Annotated in this window: 13 protein-coding genes and 1 pseudogene; 9 read left to right on the forward strand and 5 right to left on the reverse strand. The window is 72.4% G+C overall.

What is annotated here, in order from left to right; genetic code table 11:
• Positions 1 to 3: 3 nt before the first annotated feature.
• From K1T35_RS24920 to K1T35_RS24940, 5 genes are read left to right on the forward strand one after another with little or no spacing between them, the layout of a single operon-like run.
• Positions 4 to 1,437 carry a cytochrome ubiquinol oxidase subunit I gene (locus K1T35_RS24920; RefSeq protein WP_220254105.1) on the forward strand — a complete coding sequence of 478 codons (1,434 nt, stop codon included), beginning with the start codon at positions 4 to 6 and terminating at the stop codon, positions 1,435 to 1,437.
• A 10-nt stretch (positions 1,438 to 1,447) separates the two neighbouring features.
• Positions 1,448 to 2,443: a cytochrome d ubiquinol oxidase subunit II gene (cydB, locus tag K1T35_RS24925; protein ID WP_220254106.1), complete on the forward strand. Its 996-nt coding sequence runs from the start codon at positions 1,448 to 1,450 to the stop codon at positions 2,441 to 2,443.
• Positions 2,440 to 4,119 carry a thiol reductant ABC exporter subunit CydD gene (cydD, locus tag K1T35_RS24930; RefSeq protein WP_220254107.1) on the forward strand — a complete coding sequence of 560 codons (1,680 nt, stop codon included), beginning with the start codon at positions 2,440 to 2,442 and terminating at the stop codon, positions 4,117 to 4,119. Before cydB ends, cydD begins: the two co-directional genes overlap by 4 nt.
• Positions 4,112 to 5,869: a thiol reductant ABC exporter subunit CydC gene (gene cydC / locus K1T35_RS24935; protein WP_220254108.1), complete on the forward strand. Its 1,758-nt coding sequence runs from the start codon at positions 4,112 to 4,114 to the stop codon at positions 5,867 to 5,869. Before cydD ends, cydC begins: the two co-directional genes overlap by 8 nt.
• A 59-nt stretch (positions 5,870 to 5,928) precedes the next feature.
• Positions 5,929 to 7,284 (forward strand): hypothetical protein, encoded by a 1,356-nt coding sequence (locus K1T35_RS24940; RefSeq protein WP_220254109.1) that lies wholly within the window; start codon positions 5,929 to 5,931, stop codon positions 7,282 to 7,284.
• 34 nt (positions 7,285 to 7,318) lie between these two features.
• On the opposite strand, the gene K1T35_RS24945 is transcribed toward K1T35_RS24940, so the two are convergent.
• The 4 genes from K1T35_RS24945 to K1T35_RS24960 form a co-directional block, all read right to left on the reverse strand.
• Entirely contained in the window at positions 7,319 to 8,200 is an 882-nt protein-coding gene (locus K1T35_RS24945) for an SAM-dependent methyltransferase (RefSeq protein ID WP_255620676.1), read from the reverse strand.
• A gap of 83 nt (positions 8,201 to 8,283) precedes the next feature.
• Entirely contained in the window at positions 8,284 to 9,534 is a 1,251-nt protein-coding gene (locus K1T35_RS24950; RefSeq protein ID WP_220254110.1) for a DUF4032 domain-containing protein, read from the reverse strand.
• 23 nt (positions 9,535 to 9,557) lie between these two features.
• The gene (gene fabG, locus K1T35_RS24955; RefSeq protein WP_220254111.1) at positions 9,558 to 10,319 is read right to left on the reverse strand and encodes a 3-oxoacyl-ACP reductase FabG; all 762 of its coding nucleotides are present in this window, start codon (positions 10,317 to 10,319) and stop codon (positions 9,558 to 9,560) included.
• A gap of 107 nt (positions 10,320 to 10,426) precedes the next feature.
• Positions 10,427 to 11,122: a BON domain-containing protein gene (locus K1T35_RS24960; protein WP_220254112.1), complete on the reverse strand. Its 696-nt coding sequence runs from the start codon at positions 11,120 to 11,122 to the stop codon at positions 10,427 to 10,429.
• A 122-nt stretch (positions 11,123 to 11,244) separates the two neighbouring features.
• On the opposite strand from K1T35_RS24960, the gene K1T35_RS24965 reads away from it, so the two are divergent.
• A complete protein-coding gene (locus K1T35_RS24965) occupies positions 11,245 to 13,743 on the forward strand; it encodes an ATP-dependent Clp protease ATP-binding subunit (RefSeq protein WP_220254113.1) in 2,499 nt (832 codons plus the stop codon).
• A 12-nt stretch (positions 13,744 to 13,755) separates the two neighbouring features.
• Here K1T35_RS24965 and K1T35_RS24970 read toward each other — a convergent pair whose 3' ends face one another.
• Positions 13,756 to 14,355, reverse strand: a complete 600-nt coding sequence (locus K1T35_RS24970; RefSeq protein ID WP_220254114.1) for a UdgX family uracil-DNA binding protein — start codon at positions 14,353 to 14,355, stop codon at positions 13,756 to 13,758.
• A 157-nt stretch (positions 14,356 to 14,512) separates the two neighbouring features.
• Between K1T35_RS24970 and K1T35_RS24975 the strand changes: the two genes are divergently transcribed.
• The 3 genes and pseudogenes from K1T35_RS24975 (at position 14,513) to tnpB (ending at position 17,114) form a co-directional block, all read left to right on the forward strand.
• On the forward strand, positions 14,513 to 15,142 hold the full coding sequence (locus tag K1T35_RS24975; protein ID WP_220254115.1) for a hypothetical protein: 630 nt from the start codon (positions 14,513 to 14,515) through the stop codon (positions 15,140 to 15,142).
• A complete protein-coding gene (locus K1T35_RS24980) occupies positions 15,139 to 15,564 on the forward strand; it encodes a hypothetical protein (protein ID WP_220254116.1) in 426 nt (141 codons plus the stop codon). Before K1T35_RS24975 ends, K1T35_RS24980 begins: the two co-directional genes overlap by 4 nt.
• Positions 15,565 to 15,825: 261 nt before the next feature.
• Positions 15,826 to 17,114: pseudogene (gene tnpB, locus K1T35_RS24985) on the forward strand (IS607 family element RNA-guided endonuclease TnpB).
• The last annotated feature ends 1 nt before the right edge of the window (position 17,115 follow it).

Here is a 17,115-nt window from a genome sequence, read left to right on the forward strand (position 1 = left end):
CGGGTGGACGCACTGGACCTGGCACGGTGGCAGTTCGGGATCACGACGATCTACCACTTCCTGTTCGTCCCGCTGACGATCGGACTCTCGGTCGTCGTCGCAGCGCTGCAGACCGCGTGGCACCGCACCGGGCGGCCGGAGTACCTGCGTGCCACGAAGTTCTTCGGGAAGCTGTTCCTGATCAACTTCGCGATGGGCGTGGTGACCGGCATCGTCCAGGAGTTCCAGTTCGGGATGAACTGGAGCGCCTACTCCACCTTCGTCGGGGATGTCTTCGGCGCTCCGCTCGCGCTGGAGGCCCTGCTCGCGTTCTTCCTCGAGTCCACCTTCATCGGGCTGTGGATCTTCGGGTGGGACCGGCTCCCCCGCCGCGTGCACCTGGCGACCATCTGGGCCGCGGCGATCGGCTCGAACCTCTCGGCGTTCTTCATCCTCGCCGCCAACGCCTGGATGCGGCACCCCGTCGGGTTCGCCGTCGACCCGGCCACCGGGCGCGCGTACCTCACCGATATCTGGGCGGTGCTCACCAACCCGCAGGCGCTCTCGACGTACGCGCACGTGGTCAGCGCGTCGTTCGTCGTGGCCGGGCTCTTCGTGGTGGCGGTCTCGGCCTACAAGCTGCTGCACCGGGACCGGGCCGGGCACCCCAGCGAGCCGGGCCTGTTCCGCCGGACGCTGCGCGCCGGGCTGGTCACCACCGCGGTCGCCGGGGCGGTCGTGGCCCTCTCGGGCGACCACCAGGCCAAGCTCATGGCCGAGTACGAGCCGATGAAGCTCGCCTCGGCCGAGGCGATCTGGGAGACGGAGGGCGCGGCCGGATTCTCCCTGTTCGCGATCGGCGATCACGAGATCGGTGAGGTCGGCGTCGGCCGCAACGTCGTGGACCTCGAGGTGCCCTACGTGCTCAGCGTCCTTGCCACCGGATCGCCCGCCGGTGAGGTGGAGGGCATCAACGACCTGCAGCGCCGGTTCACCGAGCAGTTCGGCCCCGGCGACTACACCCCGAACATCCCGGTCCTGTACTGGTCGTTCCGGCTGATGATCGGGCTCGGGCTGGCCGGCGTCGGCGTCGGCGTCCTCGGCCTCTGGCTCACCCGGCGCGGGGCCATGCCGCGGCAGCGGTGGATGTACCGGGTGGCGATCGCGGCCCTGCCCGCCGCACTCGCTGCGAACATCTTCGGCTGGGTCCTCACCGAGATGGGCCGCCAACCGTGGACGGTGGTCGGGCAGCTGCTCACGGCCGCGAGCGTCTCCCCCGGCGTGAGCCTCGGCGAGGTGGCCTTCTCGCTGACGGTCTTCACCCTCCTCTACGGGGCGCTGGCCGTCGTGGAGACGCGGCTGCTGCTGCGCTACGTGAAGGCAGGGCCCGGCCACGTCATGCCCTACCCCCGCGCGGGCGAGCCGGAGCCCGAGCGCGTCCCCGCGTTCGTCTACTAGGGAGAGAGTCGTGGACCTGCCCACCGTCTGGTTCGTCGCCATCGCGGTGCTCTGGACCGGCTACTTCGTGCTGGAGGGCTTCGACTTCGGGGTCGGGATGCTGCTCCCGGTGCTCGGCCGCGGCTCCGACGCCGACCGGCGGGTCGTGATCAACGCGATCGGCCCGGTCTGGGACGGCAACGAGGTCTGGCTCATCACCGCGATCGGGGCCATGTTCGCCGCGTTCCCCGCCTGGTACGCGGGCATGCTGAGCGGCTTCTACGTCCCGGTGCTGCTGATCATCGTCGCCTTGATCGTCCGCGGTGTGGCGTTCGAGTACCGGGGAAAGGTGGACGATCCGCGCTGGCGCGCCCGCTGGGACACCGCGATCGTCTTCGGGAGCACCGTGCCGGCGTTCACATGGGGCATGCTGTTCGCCAACCTCGTGCGCGGTGTCGAGCTGGGCCCCGACGGCGTGGTGCGGTCGGGCCTCCTCGATCTGCTCAACCCGTACGCGCTGGTGGGCGGCCTCGCGACGCTCGCGCTGTTCGTCCTGCACGGCGCGGTCTTCCTGGCGCTCAAGACCGACGGCCCGGTCCGGCACCGGGCCAGGGCGACGGCGCGGGCGGCGGCACCCGCCGCGGGCGCCACCCTCTTCGCGTTCCTCATGTGGACCCAGGCCGACCACGGCTCGCCCGCCACGGCGCTCGTCGCGGCGTGCGCCGTCGGGGCGCTGGTCGTCGGGGGCCTGCTCGTCGCCCGCCGCAGGGAGGGCTGGGCGTTCCTCGCCACCGCGATCGCGATTGCGGCCACGACGGCGGTGCTCTTCGGGACGCTCTTCCCCGCCGTGCTGCCGTCGCTGCTCGATCCCGCGTTCGACCTCACGGTGGCCGGCGCCGCGTCGAAGCCCTACACGCTCGGGATACTGTCCTGGATCGGCGGGTTCTTCCTGCCGCTGGTGCTGCTGTACCAGTCCTGGAGCTACTGGGTGTTCCGGCGCAGGGTGACCAGGGCGCACGTGTCATGAGACCGCTCGACCCGCGGCTCGTCCGCTCCACCGCGGCCGTGCGGGTGCACCTGGCCGTCACGGTCGTGTGCGGGTTCGCCGCCACCGCGCTGATCCTGCTGCAGGCATGGCTGGTGGCACGGGTGATCGGGGGCGCCACGGCCGGGGCGCTCGACGCACTGGGCGGGGCCGTCGCCGCTGTCGGAGCCGTCGCGCTCGCCCGCGCCGCCCTCACCTACGGGGCCGAGACGGCCGCCCTGCGCAGCGCCACGCGCGTCAAGTCCGACCTGCGTCGACGGCTCGTCCGGCACGTGGCCGCGGGCGATCCGGCGACCACCGACGCGGGCGAGCTCGCCACCCTCGCGACCCGCGGCCTCGACGCCCTCGACGACTACGTCGCTCGCTACCTCCCCCAGCTCGTGCTCGCGGTACTCGTGCCAGTGGCCGTGCTCGTCGTCGTGTTCCGGGCCGACTGGATCTCCGGGCTGGTGATCGCGCTGACGCTGCCGCTGATCCCGGTGTTCATGGCGCTCGTCGGGATGCACACGCAGGAACGCACGCGCCGGCAGTGGCACCTGCTGGAGCGGCTCGGCGGCCACTTCCTCGACGTCGTGGAGGGCCTGCCGACGCTGGCGGTCTTCCGCCGCGCGAAGGCCGAGGCGGCGCTCATCCGGCGGGTGACCGAGGCCCACCGCGAGGCGACGATGCGCACGCTGCGGGTGGCGTTCCTGTCGGCGTTCGTGCTGGAGCTGCTCGCGACGCTCGCGGTTGCGCTGGTGGCGGTGGAGATCGGGCTGCGGCTGCTCTACGGCCGCCTCGACCTGGAGACGGCGCTCCTCGTGCTCATCCTCGCGCCGGAGGCGTACCTGCCGCTGCGCGAGGTGGGCGCGCGCTTCCATGCCAGCATGGAAGGGGTCACCGTGGCCGAGCGGGTGTTCGCCGCGCTGGAGCGGCCGTCCGCCGCGCCCACCCCGGCCGAACCCGTCGACCCGACCCCGAGGCCGGCCGTGCGCTTCGCCGGAACCGGTCTCACCTATCCCGGCCGGGACGCCCCCGCCCTCGACGGCGTCGACCTCACCCTGCGCCCGGGCACGACCACGCTCGTCACCGGGCGCAGTGGGGCGGGCAAGACCAGCCTCATGGCGCTGCTCCTGCGGTTCGCCGAGCCGACGGCGGGGCGGGTGCTCGTCACCGCGGCCGACGGCCGGGAGGTCGACCTGGCCGACATCCACCCGGACACGTGGCGCCAACGCATCGCATGGCTCCCCCAACACCCGTACCTCTTCGACGCCTCGGTGGCCGACAACATCCGGCTCGGCCTGCCCGGTGCGTCCGACGAGGCAGTGCGCCGCGCCGCCCGGCGGGCGGAGGCCGAGGCCGTGATCCGCGCGCTCCCCGAGCGCTACGCCACCCCGCTCGGCGAGCGCGGGCACCGGCTGTCGGCGGGCCAGCGCCAGCGCATCGCGCTGGCCAGGGCGTTCCTGCGCCAGGAGGCCCTGGACGCGCCGATCGTGCTGCTGGACGAACCCACAGCGCACCTCGACCCTGAGCACGCCGCCGCCGTGCGCGCCGGTGTCGCCCGCCTCCTGGAAGGGCGGACCGGCGTGATCGTCGCGCACGACGAGGGCTGGTCCGACCTCGCGGACGAGGTCGTGCGTCTCGAGGCCGGCGCGCCCGCGGAGGCCGCTCATGCCTGACGCGGAACCTCTCGTGCGGATGATCGCGCTCGCCCGGCCTCGCGGTGCGCGGTTCGCGCTCGGGGTGCTCGCCGGGGCGGCCGCGACCGCCTCCGGGGTGGCACTGCTCGTCGTCGCGGCATGGCTCATCGCCACCGCCGCGACGTCACCGCCGCTCACGGCACTGTCCGTGGCGATCGTCGCGACCCGGGCACTGGGCGTCACCCGTGGCGTGGCGCGCTACCTGGAGCGCCTCGTCACGCACGACGCCGCGCTACGAACCCTCTCCGACGTCCGGGCGCGGGTGTACGAGCGGCTGGCGCGGACCGAGCCGGTGCACCGCTTCCGCACGGGCGACCTCGTCACGCGCCTCGTCAGTGACACCGACGCCACGCAGGACCTGCTCGTGCGCGGCCTCACCCCGCCGCTCGCGGCGCTGGTCACCGGGGCGGGCGCGGTGGCGGTCAGCACCGCGCTGCTCGCGCCCGGCGGGATCGTGCTCGCCGCGGGGCTGGTACTCGGCGGGGTGGCGGTTCCACTCGTCGCGGCGGCGGCCGGGCGAGGCCCTGGCCGCCGGCGCGCCGCTGGCCGGGCGGCTCTCTCCACGGCGCTGGTCGACACCCTCCACGGCGCCCCCGACCTCGTCGCGTACGGCGCCATGCCCGCCGCGCTCGCCCGGGTCGACGCCGCTGACGGCGAGCTCACCCAGGTGGAGCGCCGCGACGCCGGCCTGCTGAGCACGGGTGCGGGCGCGTCCGCGCTGCTCGCGGGGCTCACGCTATGGGGCACGCTGCTGCTCGGCGTGGCCGCAGTGCGCGACGGGACGCTCGCCCCGGTGCCCATGGCCGTGCTGGTGCTCACCGCGCTCGCCGCGTTCGAGATCGTCGCGCCCCTGCCCGGCGCTGCGGCCCGGCTCGGGACGGTGCGCGCCGCGGGAGCCCGCCTGTTCGACGTCCTCGACACCCCGCCCGCGCTGGCGCAGCGCGCGGCCGCCGCACCCGCGCCAGCCGGGGACGGGCTGCGGGTACGGGGACTGCGCGTGCGCTACGGCCCCGGCGAACCGTGGGCGCTCGACGGCGTCGATCTCGACGTGCCGCCGGGCAGGCGGATCGCGGTGGTCGGCCCGAGCGGGTCGGGGAAGAGCACGCTCGCCGCCGTGCTCTTCCGGTTCCGGGACCCGGACGGCGGCACCGTGCACCTGGACGGCGACGACGTCACGGCGCTGCCCGCCGACACCGTGCGCGCCCGGGTGACCGGCATGCCGCAGGACCCGCACCTGTTCGCCAGCACGGTGCGGGAGAACCTGCGCATGGCCCGGCCGGACGCGACCGACGCCGACCTGCGCGCCGTGCTCGCGCGGGTCGGGCTCGACCCCGATTCGCTGGACACCGAGGTGGGCACGCACGGGGCCCGGCTGTCCGGCGGGATGCGCAGGCGGCTCGCGCTCGCACGCGCCCTGCTCGTGCCCCCGGCCGGTGAGGCGGGACCGCTGCTCGTGCTGGACGAGCCGACCACCCACCTCGACCCCGACACCCGCACCGCCGTGCTCGATGACCTCCTCGCCGCGACAGCGGGCAGGTCGCTGCTCCTCATCACACACGACCTGGACGCGCTCGACCGGATGGACGAGGTGGTCGTGCTGGTCGACGGCCGCGTGCGGCAGCGTGGGACGCCGGCCGAACTGCGGGAGCGCCGCGGCTGGTTCCGCAACGGTCTCAGCGGCGCTTCAGGGCGACCTGCCACCGTCTGGCCTGTCAGCGCAGAGCGGTAGGGTTTCGCCCGCTCCCGCCACGGATCGACAAGAGACTTCTCGACAGCGAGGTTCTTCTCGTGCGTTCTCCCCGTCCCCTCGCGGTGTCGCTCGCGGCGCTCGCGGCAGTGATCCTCACTGGGCTCGCCGCATGCTCCTCGGCCCCGAGCGGGCCCACGTCGGTTTCCGAGCAGACGCTGCGCGCGATCGAGGCGGACTCCGGGTTCACCTGGGAGAAGCAGCCGGTACCCCTCGAGCTCGGCGTCACCCACACCCAGAACAGCCTGGACTCCCACGACCCCGACGCGGCCACGGAGCGGGGCATGGACATCCTCCGTGACGACAGCGCGATCTGGCAGAACATCCACCTCATGGGCTTCGGCACCGGCAACCCGGAGCCGTCGCCCGGCGACTACGACTGGGACAGCCTCGACCAGCGCATGGAGCTCACCGAGGAGACCGGCGGGAAGGCGATGCTCACGTTGTGCTGCGCGCCGGACTGGATGAAGGGCGGGGAGGCGGGCGACACCGACTGGACGACGCTCGAGGACAACCCGCTGCCCGAGCACTTCGGGGACTACGCGAACCTCGCGGCCGAGGCCGTGAAGCGCTACCCGCAGGTCGACCGCGTGCTGGTGTGGAACGAGCTCAAGGGGTTCTACAACCAGGCGGCGAACCGGTGGGACTACGAGGGCTACACCGAGTTCTACAACCAGGTGTACAACGCCGTGAAGGCCGTGCGCCCCGACATCCAGGTCGGCGGACCCTACGTCGTGCTCACCAGTCTCGAACAGGGCACGACCGACGCGTCCGACCAGGTCACCGGCCCGTGGGGCGCGGCCGACCAGCGCGCACTCGACGTCGTCGACTACTGGCTGCGGAACAAGGTCGGCGCCGACTTCGTCGCCGTGGACGGTGCCACCAAGACCAGGGACGACGTGCTCCCGTCCGTGCTCGACGGCACCCAGAAGTACGCCGACCTCGACCGGTGGCTGCGCGAGCGGACCGACATGCCGATCTGGTGGGCGGAGTTCTACCCCGACGTGCCCGAGAACGCCCAGCCCGGCGCGGCGAGCCCGGCCAGCGCCACCGCGACGCTCGCGGCCGTGGCGGCGTACGCCCGGTCCGGCGCCTCGGGCGCGCTGCTGTGGGGCCCGCAGGGCGACCCCGACCTCGCCTACGCGGCGCTGTGGACCGACGCCACCGTGGAGGACGGCGGCAAGCCCACGCCGCTCACCGCCGCCTGGCAGTGGCTCGTGCCGCGACTGGCGCGGGGTGATGTCGAGATCGGGCGATCAGATGCCTCACCGATCGTGGTGTTCCGCGCCCCTGACGGCGCGGTGGTGGTGAACGCGAGCGACGAGCCGGTGCAGGTGTCCTCCGACACGGAGACGGTGGGCCCATGGTCGATCACGGTGGTGTCCCGCAACTCCTGATCGACGAGCTTCCGGTGGTCGAGTAGGGCCGGCGCTACGGCTTGCGGGCAACCCCGCCGAGGAACATCTCGTCCTCCTTGCTGGCCGTGGCCAGCAACGGGCCGTCGGGCCACCAGTCCCGTAGCCGGCCGATGCCCGGCTCCACCACATGGAGGCCGTCGAAGAACGCCTCGATCTCCTCGCGGGGACGGAAGACCAGCGGGCCAAGCCCGCTGCGGGTGAAGACGCCCTCGACGAAGCGGGCGAGCTGGGTGCCGGAGCCATCGTCCTGCGGGTCGCAGAAGTGCGTGAGCACCAGGTAGGAGCCGGACGGGAGCAGCTCGAGGTAGCGCCGCACGATCTCGTGCGGGCGCTGCTTGCCGGGCACGTGGTGCATGGTGCGGCTGTGGATCAGCGCGACCGGCTCGTCCGGTTCGAGGTACTTCTTGACGGTCTCGTGGCCGAGCACCTCCTCCGGCCGGGCGAAGTCGGCCTCGACCAGGTGGGTGAGGTCGTTCTCCTCGAGGATCGCCCGGCCGTGCGCCTGCACCACGGGGTCGTCGGCCACGTAGATGACGCGGGTGTCGGAGTTGAAGCGCTGGGCGGCCTCGTGCGTGTTCTCGATCGTCGGCATGCCCGCGCCGACGTGCAGGATCTGCTCGATGCGCACCGACTTCACCAGGAAGCGGGTGACCCGGCCCAGCCAGGCCCGCTCCTCCTGCACGACCCGGGTGAGCTCCGGTGCGACCGCGTGGATCTCGTGGACGACGGCGCGGTCGGCCGCGTAGTTGTCCTTGCCTGCGAGGAAGCTGTCGTAGACGCGCGCGATGTTGGGGTTGGACGCGTCGATCCTGCGGGACGGCGGCATAGGGGGGTCATCGGGATCGAACCCCGGGGAATCGAACCCCGGAGGATCGAACGCGGTGCCGGACGTCACGCCACGTACCGTAGCGGGCGCGTACGCGCGCGGTCATCCCCCACCGGGTGACGATGAGGGCCTTGATGACGTGCGCGGATCCCTCACTCGCGCGGGATCGGGTCACCACCGGGCAGTGTCAGGGTGCTCGGCGTGTTCGGCAGGATCGCGTCGATGTAGGACTTCGCCGCCGCGGTGGTGCCGACGTCCTTGCCTGCCCGTTCCGAGAGGAACCAGCGGTGCTCCAGTACCTCGTGGAAGATCTCCGCGGGTTCGAGCCGGTCGGAAAGGGACTCCGGGATGCGGGCCATCACCTTGTCGTAGACCTCGGCCCGCCAGCGGTGCCCTGCCACCGTCTCGGGCACCGAGCGGCCCTCCTTCTGCTCCAGGTACCCGCGGTAGCTGCGCAGGTCGTTGAGCAACCTGCGGGCCTGGTTCTCGGTGACCTCGAGACCGGTGAGGGCGTAGAGCTTGTTTCGGTGCCGGCCGGTCTCGGCCACCTGCGTCTTGACCCGCAGCCGGACCCCGTTCTCCGTGGTCTTGAGCTCGATCTCGTCGACGTCGAAGCCCAGCTCGTTGATCCGGTCCACCCGCGCGGCCACCCGGTAGCGCTGCTCGTCGGGCCGCAGCAGCTCCTCGCGGGTGAGCTCGTCCCACAGGGCGTGGTAGCGGCGCGGCAGCTCGGCCGCGATCTCGACGGGGTCGACGTCGTCGGGCAGCAGACCGCCGGCCTGCAGGTCGAACAGCTCGCCGCCGACGCGCTCGGCGGCGTAGTCGATGTCGAAGCTGCGCTGCCCCGTCGTGAGGGTTGGGTGCAGCTCCGCGGTCTCGGCGTCGACGAGGTAGGCGGCGATGCTTCCCGCGTCCGGGCGGAACAACGTGTTCGACAGCGAGCAGTCACCCCAGAACAGGCCCGCGAGGTGCAACCGGACCAGCAGCTCCACCATGGCGTCGACCAGCTGGTCAGTGGGCCGCGCGGCGTGACCGTGCGAGAACACGTAGCGGTAGGACATCGAGTAGTCGAGGAACCGCGTGACGAGGATGGCGTCCTGCGGCGTGTCGTCGCCCGCCGCGGGCGGGCGCTCGACGCATACGCCGAGCACCGACACCGCGGGCATGCCCATCGCCTCGAGGCTGCCCAGCAGCCGGTACTCGCGCCGGGCGAGGCGCTCGTCGATCTCCTTCAGCGCGTAGACGTGACCGTCGGCCTCGACGAAGCGCACGACGTGGCGCGAGATGCCCCGGTGGGCCACCTCGAGGAGCTGCTCGTCGTCCCACTCCTCGAGGGGCTCCTGCCACGGCAGCGACAGCAGCCCGGCCGCGTGCTCGGCCGGGGGCCGGAAGATGAAGCGCACGTACGCCAGTATGCGTAACGCGATCAGGCCTTAGGGCCCCCAGCGACGTAGAGCACCTGCCCATTGACGAACCCGGAGCTCTCGCTGACGAAGAACGACACGGCATTTGCGATGTCATCGGGCTGTCCGGCGCGGGCCACCGGGATCTCCGCCGCCCTGGCCGCGACGTAGGTGTCCCAGTCCTGTCCGATCCGCTCCGCGGTCGCCTTCGTCATGTCGCTCGCGATGAACCCGGGCGCGATGCAGTTGGCGGTGACGCCGAACTTGCCGAGCTCGATCGCGAGGGTCTTGGTGAAGCCCTGCAGCCCGGCCTTGGCCGTGGAGTAGTTGGCCTGCCCGCGGTTGCCGAGCGCCGAGGTGCTGGACAGGTTGACGATGCGGCCGAAGCGGTGCTCGACCATGTGCTTCTGCACGGCCCGCGCCATCAGGAACGAGCCACGCAGGTGCACGCCCATCACCGTGTCCCAGTCCAGCTCGGACATCTTGAACAGCAGGTTGTCCCGGGTGACGCCCGCGTTGTTCACCAGCACCACAGGTGGGCCGAGCTCGGCGGCCACCCGCTCGACGGCGGCCTCCACCTGCGCGGAGTCGGAGACGTCCGCCCCGACGGCCAGCGCCCGCCCGCCCGCGGCCTCGATCGCGTCGACCGTGCCCTTCGCGGCAGCCTCCTCGAGGTCGATCACGGCCACGGCGAGGCCGTCGGCGGCCAGCCGCTGCGCGGTGGCGGCGCCGATCCCGCGCGCCCCTCCGGTCACGATCGCCACGCGCTGCGGGGTCTCGGTCATGTCCTGCTCTCCCATCGTCGTCGACACGGGGAGTCTGGGACACCGCGCAGTGGCGCGCCAACCCGCGCGTGAGCGATCTCGCTCCGCCGGTGGTCGAGTGGGGTCGGTCAGTCGAAGAAGCGGGCCATGTGCCGCTCGTCGGGCCCTTCGTCCCGTGGTGCCGGGGTGAGGTCGGCGAACACTGTCGACTCGTCCCGGCCGACGTGCAGCGGGAACCAGGACGGGCGGTCCGGGCCGGAGCAGATGCCCTTGACCGTCTGCGTGTCGAGCAGGCGGACGTGGGTGGGGTCGGCGACCGCGTTCACGTGCTTCCACCACGGGGAGAGCACGTGGAGCACGCCGCCGGGGCGCAGGATGCGGTGGCACTCGGCCACGAGGGGCAGGAAGTCGATCAGGTGCTCCAGCACGTGCACCGCGAAGACCCGGTCGACGCTGCCGTCCCGGAACGGGAGCGGGCGCGACACGTCGGCCACCGCGGCGACCGAGGGCGTGCGTCTGCGGTCCACACCGATGTTGGTCGGGTACTGGCGCTGGTCGCCGCAGCCGAGGTCGAGCACGACGGGGTCCCTTCCCGCGACCCGCACCCGGTCCCACACGGCGTGCACGCCGGCCAGCCGCCCCACGAGCCTGCGGACGGTGTCCAGCTGGGCCTGCCGGTCCACCCGCCCCCGCAGGTGCACGACCCCGCCGTCGACCTCGGCGGTGATCTCGAGCCCGCGCACCCGCTCGTCGTGGGCGAGGATCTCCCGCACGGCGTCTGCCAGGTACTCGTCACACAGCTGCTGCCTCGCCTCACCACCCATGCCCGACCGCTACCCGGCCTCCGGGCTCCCAACCCCTCTGGGCGTCCCGCTGTTTCGGATCCGGTGCCCCGGGAACGCCCACCGGAGCCCTTGATCCGAACCGCTGGAGGAGATGCGCGCCCATGACCGGCTTCCTCGGGCCAGGCGAACCCGGCTCGTTCGACGAGTTCCTCGCCCGCTTCCTCGGGCCGGGCGCCCGCGGACCGGCGCGGCGGATCGACCTGACGCGGTTGATGAGCGCAGGCGCGCGTGAGCTCGTCGCGACGGCCGCGCAGCTCGCGATCGACCGCGGCGACCCCGACCTCGACGCCCAGCACCTGCTGCTCGCGTCCACCCGGCTCGACCCGACCCGCCTGTGGCTCGACCGCGCGGGTGTCGACCCGGACGAGCTGGCCCGGATGCTCGACGAGCGCCTGCACCGGTCCGAGCCGACCGGGCGGGCCCCAGCGCTCACGCCGGCCGCCAAGCGGGCGCTGCTGGACGGGCACCAGGTGTCACGCTCCCTCGGATCCACCTACATCGGGCCTGAGCACGTGCTGCTCGCCATCGCCGCCAACGAGGAGTCGGCGGCCGGCAGGCTGCTGGCCCAGGCCAGCTTCTCCCCCGGCGCGCCCCACCGCGGCGCGCCCCGCGCGGGCGGTCCCACCGGACCGTCCTCGACCCCCACCCTCGACCAGTTCGGGCAGGACCTCACCACCGCCGCCCGCGAGGGCAGGCTCGACCCGGTCGTCGGGCGCGCCCACGAGATCGAGCAGACGATCGAGGTGCTGTCGCGGCGCACCAAGAACAACCCGGTGCTGATCGGCGAGGCCGGGGTCGGCAAGACCGCGATCGTCGAGGGCATCGCGCAGCGGATCGTCGACGGCGACGTGCCCGACACCCTCGCCGGGCGCCGGGTCGTGGAGCTGCAGCTGTCCGGCGTCGTGGCGGGCACCCGATACCGCGGCGACTTCGAGGAGCGGCTGCGCACCCTCATCGACGAGATCCGCGCGAACGGCGACCAGCTCATCGTCTTCATCGACGAGCTGCACACGATGGTCGGCGCGGGCGGTGGCGGTGGCGGCGAGGCGGGCGGTGCCATGGACGCGGGCAACATGCTCAAGCCCGCCCTCGCGCGCGGCGAGCTGCACGTCATCGGCGCGACGACGCTCGACGAGTACCGCAGGCACATCGAGTCCGACGCCGCGCTCGCCCGCCGCTTCCAACCCGTGATGGTGTCCGAGCCCAGCTGCGAGGACGCGATCGAGATCCTGCACGGTCTGCGCGACCGTTACGAGGCCCACCACCAGGTGCGCTACACGGAGGACGCGCTGCGGGCCGCGGTGGAGCTCTCCGACCGCTACCTCACCGAGCGCTTCCTGCCCGACAAGGCGATCGACCTGATGGACCAGGCGGGCGCCCGGGTCCGGCTGCGCACGCGCACTCCCTCGACCGACCGCCGCGGGCTGGAGCAGCGCCTCGAGCAGCTCGAGCGGGACAAGGACCAGGCCGTCACCGACGAGCAGTACGAGCGGGCGTCGGAGCTGCGCGACGAGATCGCCGACCTGCGCGGCAGGCTCCGCACGAGCGGTCCGTCCGACGGCGGCGTGCCCGAGGTCGGGGTCGCCGACATCGCCGAGGTGGTCTCGCGCTCGACCGGGATCCCCGTCGCCCAGCTCACCGAGGCCGAGCGCGACCGCCTGCTGCGCCTCGAGGAGGAGCTGCACGCGCGGGTTGTCGGGCAGGACGAGGCCGTCTCCGCCGTGGCCGAGGCGATCCGCCGCTCCCGCGCAGGCCTCGGCGACGAGAACCGCCCCGTCGGCAGCTTCCTGTTCCTCGGCCCCACCGGCGTCGGCAAGACCGAGCTGGCCCGCGCGCTCGCCGCCGCGCTCTTCGGCGAAGAGGAACGGATGGTGCGGCTGGACATGAGCGAGTACGGCGAGCGGCACACCGTCTCCCGGATGGTCGGCGCGCCACCCGGCTACGTCGGCTACGGCGAGGCAGGCCAGCTCACCGAGGCCGTGCGCCGCCGCCCGTACTCGGTGCTGCTCCTCGACGAGATCGAGAAGGCCCACCCCGATGTGTTCAACGCGCTGCTGCAGGTGCTCGACGACGGCCGGCTCACCGACGGGCAGGGCCGCACGGTCGACTTCCGCAACACCGTGGTCATCATGACCAGCAACGTCGGATCCGAGCTGATCACCAACCAGGGCGCGACGCTCGGTTTCGGCAGCAGCCGCGACATCGGGGCCGACGCCGACTCGGCCGCCCTTCGCGACAAGATCATGCCGAGGCTGCGCGAGGTGTTCCGCCCCGAGTTCCTCAACCGCATCGACGAGATCATCGTCTTCCGCAGGCTCGACCCCGAGCAGCTGGCGACGATCACCGACCTGCTGCTGGGCGACACCCGCAGGCGGCTCGCCGCGCAGGACGTCACCGTCGAGTTCACGACCGCGGCCATCCGCCGGATCGCCGAGCTCGGCTACCAGCCCGAGTTCGGCGCACGTCCCCTGCGGCGCACGATCCAGCGGGAGATCGACAACCGGCTCTCCACCCTGATGCTCGCCGGGGAGCTCCCCGCCGGGACGCACGTCAAGGTGGACTCGCACGACGGCGAGCTGGAGCTCCTGCCGGCGGCGTAACCCGTCTCCCGTTCAGGGGCGCAGGCGTGCAGCCACCTCGAGGTCGGCCACCAGTGCGGACAGCGCCTCCTCGCGGGACTCCGGCGGGCCGCGCAGGATCGAGCTGGGGTGCACGGTCGGCACGAGCTGGTGGCCCTCCCAGTCCACCACGTGGCCGCGCTCCTTCGTGATCTTGAAGCCGGAGCCGAGCAGGGCCTTGGCGGCGACCGCGCCCAGTGTGGCCAGCGCGCTGGGCCGGACGGCGGCGAGCTCGCCGTCCAGCCAGTGGCGGCAGGCGCGGATGTGCGTGACGCCCGGCGTCTTGTGGATGCGCCGCTTGCCCTCGCGCTCGAACCGGAAGTGCTTCACGGCATTCGTCACGTAGACCTCGTCGCGGTCGATGCCCGCCCGGCGCAGCGCCGTGTCGAGCACCCGCCCGGCCGGGCCGACGAACGGAGCACCCTCCACGTCCTCCCGGTCGCCGGGCTGCTCCCCCACCAGCACCAGCCACGCCGAGGCAGGTCCCTCCCCGAACACGGTCTGCGTGGCGGGCGCGTACAGCTCGCAGCGGGTGCAGGCGGCCGCCTCGCGGCGCAGGTCCGCCAGATCGGGACGATCGGAGACGGTGGTCACCTCATGGTGCCTACCCGGCGGCGGGTGCGGTCAACCGTCCCATTGCGAGCCGTCACTCCGGGAATTCCTGATGTTTGTCGATCGCAAATCACTGGTAACCGACGCACAACGACGTCACTCCATCGAGTGAACGACAACCACAGAGAAGGAGAATGCGGTGGACAGCACCGTGATCGTCCTTGTCGTCGTCATTGTGGTGCTGGTACTGGCGCTCATCGCCGCCGGCGTGATGCTGTTCCAGCGGCGTCGCACGGAACGCCTGCAGGAGCACTACGGGCCCGAGTACGAACGGAGCCTCAGCGAGGCGGGCAACCGGCGCGCGGCGGAGGCGCAGCTCACCGAGCGCGAGAAGCGCCACCGGAACCTGGAGATCCGCGATCTCCGATCCGAGGAACGCGATCGGTTCGCGGCATCGTGGGCCGATATCCAGCGCGAGTTCGTCGACGACCCGAAACGCGCCGTGCGCGACGCGGACGCGCTCGTCCTCGACATCATGCGAACCCGCGGATACCCGGTCGGCGACGACGGCGGCGACTTCGAGCGCCGCGCGGAGGACATCTCCGTCGAGCACCCCGACGTGGTGCAGCGCTACCGGGAGGCGCACAGCGTGCGCGACGCGACGGAGCGCGGCGACGTCGACACGGAGAACCAGCGCTCGGCCGTGACCTCGTACCGGTCGCTCGTCACCGCGCTGCTCGACACCCGCGGTGACGGCAATCGCGCTGACGACAATCGCCGCGACGACCGCGAGAGCCACGAGCCGACGAGCAAGGAGTGGACCCGATGATGATGCCGGAGCAGAACGAGAAGGTTCGCGAGCGTCCCGAGCAGGTCACCACGGAGTCCAAGTACCCGCGGTCCGAGCAGAGGCAGTCCGAGCAGAAGGAGACCAGCCAGCCGACGGCGGCCAAGCAGCCGACAGCGGGCCCCGGAGACGAGGGGCGCGAGCGCCTCGTCCCCGAGGACCACGCGGCGTCGTACGGGTCGCGGTGGGACGCGGTGAAGGGCACCTTCGTCGACGAACCGCGTGAGGCGGTCGCCCAGGCCGACGCGCTGGTCGGCGAGCTGCTCGACGAGCTGGAGACGCTGTTCCGCGAGCAGCGGCGCAGCATCGAGCAGGGCCTCGACAACGACGAGACGTCCACGGAGGACCTGCGCACGGCGTTGCGCCGCTACCGCAGCTTCTTCGAGCGGCTGCTCGCCGTCTGACCTCCCCCTGCGGCCCCGCCTGCCTCTCGACGTCGAGCGGCCGGCGGGGTCGCGCCTCGTTCGAGCGTATGCGGACGTCTGTGCTGTTCTGTGTCGTTCTGCCGGACCTCTCGATCGGCGGGCCCCATCGGATCGGTTGTGCTGTGGCTGGCAGTCTCGTGCGGTGGGTGCCGGGGCGGGCAGGTTCTGTCGGTGCCCGGTTCTAGCCTGCGGGGTGTGATCCGGGCCTTCCTGTTCGCGCTGGATCCGACCCCTGCCCAAGTGCAGGCGTTTCGGTCGCACTGCGGCGCGCAGCGGTTCGCCTTCAACTTCGGGCTCGCGCTGGTCCGCGCCAACCTCGACCAGCGGGCCGCCGAGCGCAGCTACGGCATCGCCGAACCCGACCTGACACCGGCCGTGTCGTGGTCGGCCTACGGGCTGCGCCGCACCTGGAACGCCGCCAAACACCAGGTGGCGCCGTGGTGGGCGGAGAACTCGAAGGAGGCCTACTCGTCCGGGTTGGCCAACCTGGCTGCCGCCCTATCGAACTGGTCGTCGTCCCGGTCGGGGACCCGGGCCGGACCCAGGGTCGCGTTTCCGCGGTTCAAGCGCCGCCGCTCCCGCCCGAGTTGCCGGTTCACCACCGGCGCATTCGGCCTAGCCGCCGACCGGCGGCACGTCCGGCTGCCCCGCATCGGTGCAGTGCGCACCCACGAATCGACCCGCAAGCTCGCCCGTAAGATCGAGACGGGCCAAGCGCGGATCCGGTCGGCCACCCTGTCCTGGCAACGGGGCCGCTGGCACGTGTCGTTCTCCGTCGAGCTGCTGGACCGCGAGCCCGTGCGGCGCGGCGGTGGTCGGGTCGTGGGGGTTGATCTGGGCATCTCCACCCTGGCCACGCTGTCCACCGGTGAGCGGGTCCGCAACGGCCAGCGTCTGGAGCGGGAGCTGGCGCGGCTGCGCCGCGCACAACGCCGGGCGTCGCGGCGGCGTGGCCCGGATCGGCGCACCGGGCAGGAGCCGTCGAACCGGTGGCGCAAGGCCCGGGCCCGCGCCGACCGGATCCACACCCGGGTGGCCAACCTCCGCCGCAACGACATCCACCAGCTGACCACCCGGCTGGTCCTCGATCACGATGTGATCGTGATCGAGGACCTTTACGTGGTCGGGATGCTGCGCAACCGCCATTTGGCTCGGCACATCGCCGGCGCGGCGTGGGCGGAGATCCGCCGCCAGCTGTCCTACAAGGCCCAGCGGGCCGGGATTCGGCTGGTCGTGGCGGACCGCTGGTTCGCCAGCAGCAAGACCTGCTCGGGATGTGGCACGGCGAATCCAAGCTGGCCCTGTCCGAGCGGACGTTCGTGTGCACGGCGTGCGGACTGGTCCTGGATCGGGACCTCAACGCCGCGCGGAACCTGGCCGCGCTCGCGGCCGACACCGGCGAGTTGCGCCGGGAGCAGCCCGACAGAACCGGTGTCAGACCAGCGCGGCCCGCCGCGATGGCAGTCGGACCGCTGCGGGAAGGGCCCTGCGGGACTCAACGTCACTGCCGCGAGGCGGTGGCTCGATGAG

This window comes from Pseudonocardia sp. DSM 110487 (genome assembly GCF_019468565.1).
In the GTDB taxonomy this organism is placed as follows: domain Bacteria; phylum Actinomycetota; class Actinomycetes; order Mycobacteriales; family Pseudonocardiaceae; genus Pseudonocardia.